At 28.6% G+C, this 4,379-nt stretch carries 3 protein-coding genes; all 3 read right to left on the bottom strand.

What is annotated here, in order from left to right:
- Positions 1-713: 713 nt before the first annotated feature.
- Positions 714-2,624: an OmpA family protein gene (locus tag Q0352_RS01855; protein ID WP_299522712.1), complete on the bottom strand. Its 1,911-nt coding sequence runs from the start codon at positions 2,622-2,624 to the stop codon at positions 714-716.
- A gap of 18 nt (positions 2,625-2,642) precedes the next feature.
- The gene (locus tag Q0352_RS01850; RefSeq protein WP_299522709.1) at positions 2,643-3,563 is read right to left on the bottom strand and encodes a type IX secretion system membrane protein PorP/SprF; all 921 of its coding nucleotides are present in this window, start codon (positions 3,561-3,563) and stop codon (positions 2,643-2,645) included.
- Positions 3,564-3,576: 13 nt separating this feature from the next.
- Positions 3,577-4,379, bottom strand: an 803-nt coding sequence (locus tag Q0352_RS01845; RefSeq protein ID WP_299522706.1) for a gliding motility-associated C-terminal domain-containing protein, incomplete at its 5' end; no start/stop codon positions are given.

Here is a 4,379-nt window from a genome sequence, read left to right as displayed (position 1 = left end):
ACCAATGGATTTATATATTAAATTTAGAGGTCAAAAACCAACAAATCATGCTTTACTTAAGCGAGCTGGATTGTTGCAATGATTTAATTAAAAAATAACAAAATACGTGTTATTACTAATGAATGGCTGTTTTTTACTGATAAATGGTAAATTATTTGATTTATTTCTTGTTTTATAAATAATTTATTGTAATTTAGCAGTGTTAAAATTTCATAACCCCAAATTAAATTCATGAAATTTGATTTGACATATTGTCCCAAGATTAATCAACCCCAAATACAACCCCTATTTGATTAATTAAACAGCAAAATCATCAAACTTAGTTTTATGCAAAAGTAAGTTTGATGATTTTTAAAAAAAATTGAAAATTCAAAAACCCTAATTTCATTAATATAGTTTGAATAATAGTTATTAAAGTAAGAATGAAGACTCAGAAGTGATTATGCTAGAATGTTTTGCTAGTTACAAATTAAAAGTATAATCACACTGAGTTAAAAAAATTAAAAGCATTATAACTAGTAAGTCTCTTTTAAATTTTCTCTTTAACTCTATTAATTTTTTTTCCAAAAAAAGAGCTTTTCCAGAATTTATAATAAATTCTGGAAAAGCTCTTTAAATATTTTAAAAAAGCAGCCGCAAATAATAACTTGAGAAATTGTCGTCCCCACAACGGTAGTATAATCAAAGCTTCTTATTGTACGACTGCTAAATTTTTATTTCATTTTTATAATAACAAATTCTGTTCTTCTATTCAATTGATGATCTGCTTTAGAACACCATACACCATTAGAACATTTATTAACCAATTGAGTTTCTCCAAAACCTTCATACTTTGTTATTCTACTGGCATCAATCCCTTCTGAAATTATATATTCGTATGTTGATTTTGCTCTTCTGTTAGATAACGCTATATTGTATTGATCATTTGCTCTACTATCAGTGTGTGACTCTAATCTAATTACCATACCTGGATATTTATTCATTAAGTTCACAACTTTATCTAATTCTAAAGCAGCGTCAGGTCGAATATTTGATTTATCCAAATCAAAATAAATAATTTCTAAATCAGCTAATAGTACAACATCTTCAATAGGTTTTAATCCTACATTTAAATTAACGACTAATTCTTTTTCTTTATCTAAATTAAATGAATTGAATTCTTTTGTAATACTCGTATATTTTTCTTTTGAGCCTTCTAATGAGAAGTTAGCATCTCTGTCAACAATATGCTCGTAATAGCCATCTGCTTCAGTTATAAAATACGCAATTTCTTCACCATTAGCATCTTTTAAAACAACTTTCGCGCCTACTATAGGTTCATTATTAGCGTCATCAAAAATTTGACCTTTAAGCATTAATGGTGGTATTCTTGTAAATTTATAAATATCGTCATCTCCTACTCCTCCATCTCTGTTTGATGATATATACCCATCAAAACCTTCTTCCGATAAATAGTAAGAGAAATCATCTTTTGAGCTATTTACAGGTTCTCCAAGGTTTAGAATATTTACAACATCGTTATTTTTATCTTCAATTGTAGCAAAAACATCTAACAATCCAAAACCAACATGTCCATCAGAAGAGAAAAACAATGTGCCCTCATTATGAATAAATGGGAACATTTCATTTCCTTCTGTATTTACAACATTACCCATGTTTTTTGGAGTTCCTAACGTTCCATCATCATTAATAGCAACAACATAAATATCAGCACCTCCAATTCCTCCTGGCATATCAGATGTGAAATATAATTTTTTCCCGTCATTACTTATTGAAGGATGTCCAACAGAATATTCATCATTATTAAAATGAACTCCTTTAATATTGGTCCAAGTTCCATTCACTAACTCCGCACTAAATAATTTAAGATTATTAATTCCTTCTTTATCTAATCCTTTTTTACCTTCGAAAAAATTATTTCTTGTAAAATACATTTTTGTCCCATCTGAAGAAAAAGAAGCTGGTCCTTCATGATAAATTGAATTTACATTTCCATTAATTTTTTTAGATTGTTCAGCAGAACCTTCTTTATTTACTTGATAAAGATCTAAAAACGGCTGTGCATTCCAGGCATATTTTCTTTTAGTGGAAACTCCTTCATCTTTTGAAGAAACAAATACAACTTCATCATTATATTCAACGGCTCCAAAATCACTAAATGGTGTATTAAAATTAGTTTTAGCTAATGAATATTGCTTTTTCAAATTAAACATTTCATTAATAAAATCCTCTTTATCTAAAAACTCGATAACTCTTGAATCTTCACTTACTACTTGGTTATACTTATCAATCCATATTTTAGATTCATCATAATTACCTATACCTCTTAATGCTTGCGCATAAAAATAATAATATTCTGCTGGTACATTTTCTTGTTGTACAACATATTTATAAACTTCAGCAGCTTCTTTAGGTTTTCTTAAATACATATAAGAATCACCTAATTTTCGAGTTGCATAACTTTTATTAAAATTTGTATCTATTAATTTTTCGTACTTTTCAATTGCTTTTACAAACGAAAAACTGTTATAAAGTCTGTCCGCTCTTTTTAATTTTCCAGATTGTCCAAATGAAGATGAACATATCAATAAAAAAACAATTGTTGCTAATTTTATAGTTTTCATAATTTTAGTTCTATCTGATTAAAAGTATCTAGGTGATTTCATTTTATTTTTCGTGTATTTAAACTCATACATTAATAAAATCTCATGTGATCCTGTTGTATACGGCCTAATTTCACCCGTTGGTATTTCATATGTATAACCAATTCTAAATTGCTCAGAAACTTGAAAATCTACAAGAGCTCCAATCGCTCTCTGTTCTCCATTAATTCTATATGAACCTCCTAACCAAAATTTCTCATCAAATAATAAGTTTGCTGTTAAATCTGTTGATAAAGCTGCTCCTTTTGTGTATTTAAGCATAAATGAAGGCTTTAATTTTAGGTTTTTATTCAAATCAAAAACATAACCTCCAATACCGTAATAATGAACCACTTCTAAAGCAGCATACTCAGAATTATTTAAATCATTAGTTAAAAGTTTTGGAACTGATAAACCTAAATACCATCTCTCACTATGAAATAATATACCTGCTCCAAAATTAGGATTTAATCTATCTAACCTATCATTAAAATATTGATCGTTCCCATTAACAGCTGAATTATACAGTTCACTTGCTAATTTGTAAGTAGTTAAACCAGCCTTTAAACCAAAACTAATTTTAAAATTATCATTCCCTTGAATAGTGTATGAAAAATCTCCATAAATATATGTTAAGTTTTCATAACCTGTTTTATCATTAATCATTGACAATCCCAACCCAACTTTTTCATTTCTTAAAGGTGAATGAATTGATAACGTTTGGGTTTGTGGCCCACCATCAAATCCTGCCCACTGGTTTCTATTCAGACCAACAATACTTAATGCTCCTCTACTACCTGCATATGCTGGGTTAATAGCAATTGTATTGTACATATATTGTGTGAACTGTGGCAATTGCTGTGCATTAGAATATTCAAACCCTAGAATTAGCAGTACTATAATTATAATTAAACGCTTCATAGTTTTATTTTTATTAATTAGTTCCTAAATATATATATCCTGTTATTGGTCTATAACCACTTCCTATTATATTCACAACATAATAGTAAGTTCCTGCAGGTAATTTATTGTTTGCCCCCATCGTTAAACCAGAGTTATTATGATATCCTCCCCAATTATTAAGATAATTATTTGATTGATATATAATTTTTCCCCAACGATTAAAGATAGTAACTTCAGTAGTAAACCCACAAGAAGAAACTTCTGAGATTGTAAAGAAATCATTAACGCCATCATTATTAGCTGTAACTACTTTTGAAATCTCAATACTACCTTCTGTTTCACATGGTAATACAATACAATCTTTTTCTAAAGAAAGATTTGAAACACAACCTAGACTAGATGTATATGTAAAATTATATATTCCATTTTCTAAATCAATAACATTAAATGTACTGCCAGTTATTAAGCTACCCGAAGTATCTAAACTTATCCATTGCCCATCATCATTTGCATCAATACTTAAATAATCATTCAAATCAATAGATTGTACAGGGTCTCCATTACTATCAAATAAATCATCACAAATAATATCTGTAAATTCTGTTACACCACTATTAATTGTTAAGTTCAACGTTGCAGTATTTGTACACCCTGAATCATTATAACTCTCAAATGTATAAACTCCACTTTCTGTATAAATAACTTCATTCCAAGTATAGCTATCACAAGCTGCAATATCTTCTGCTGCTGTTGTTGTGCTATTGTTAATTGTTAAGTTTAACGTTGCGGTATTAATACATCCTGCTTCATTATCACTCTCAAATGTATAAACTC

This window comes from uncultured Lutibacter sp. (assembly GCF_937891065.1).
Classification (GTDB): domain Bacteria; phylum Bacteroidota; class Bacteroidia; order Flavobacteriales; family Flavobacteriaceae; genus Lutibacter.
The sequence above is the reverse complement of the archived record's forward strand: the minus strand, read 5'-3'. Positions and strand labels throughout refer to the sequence as shown.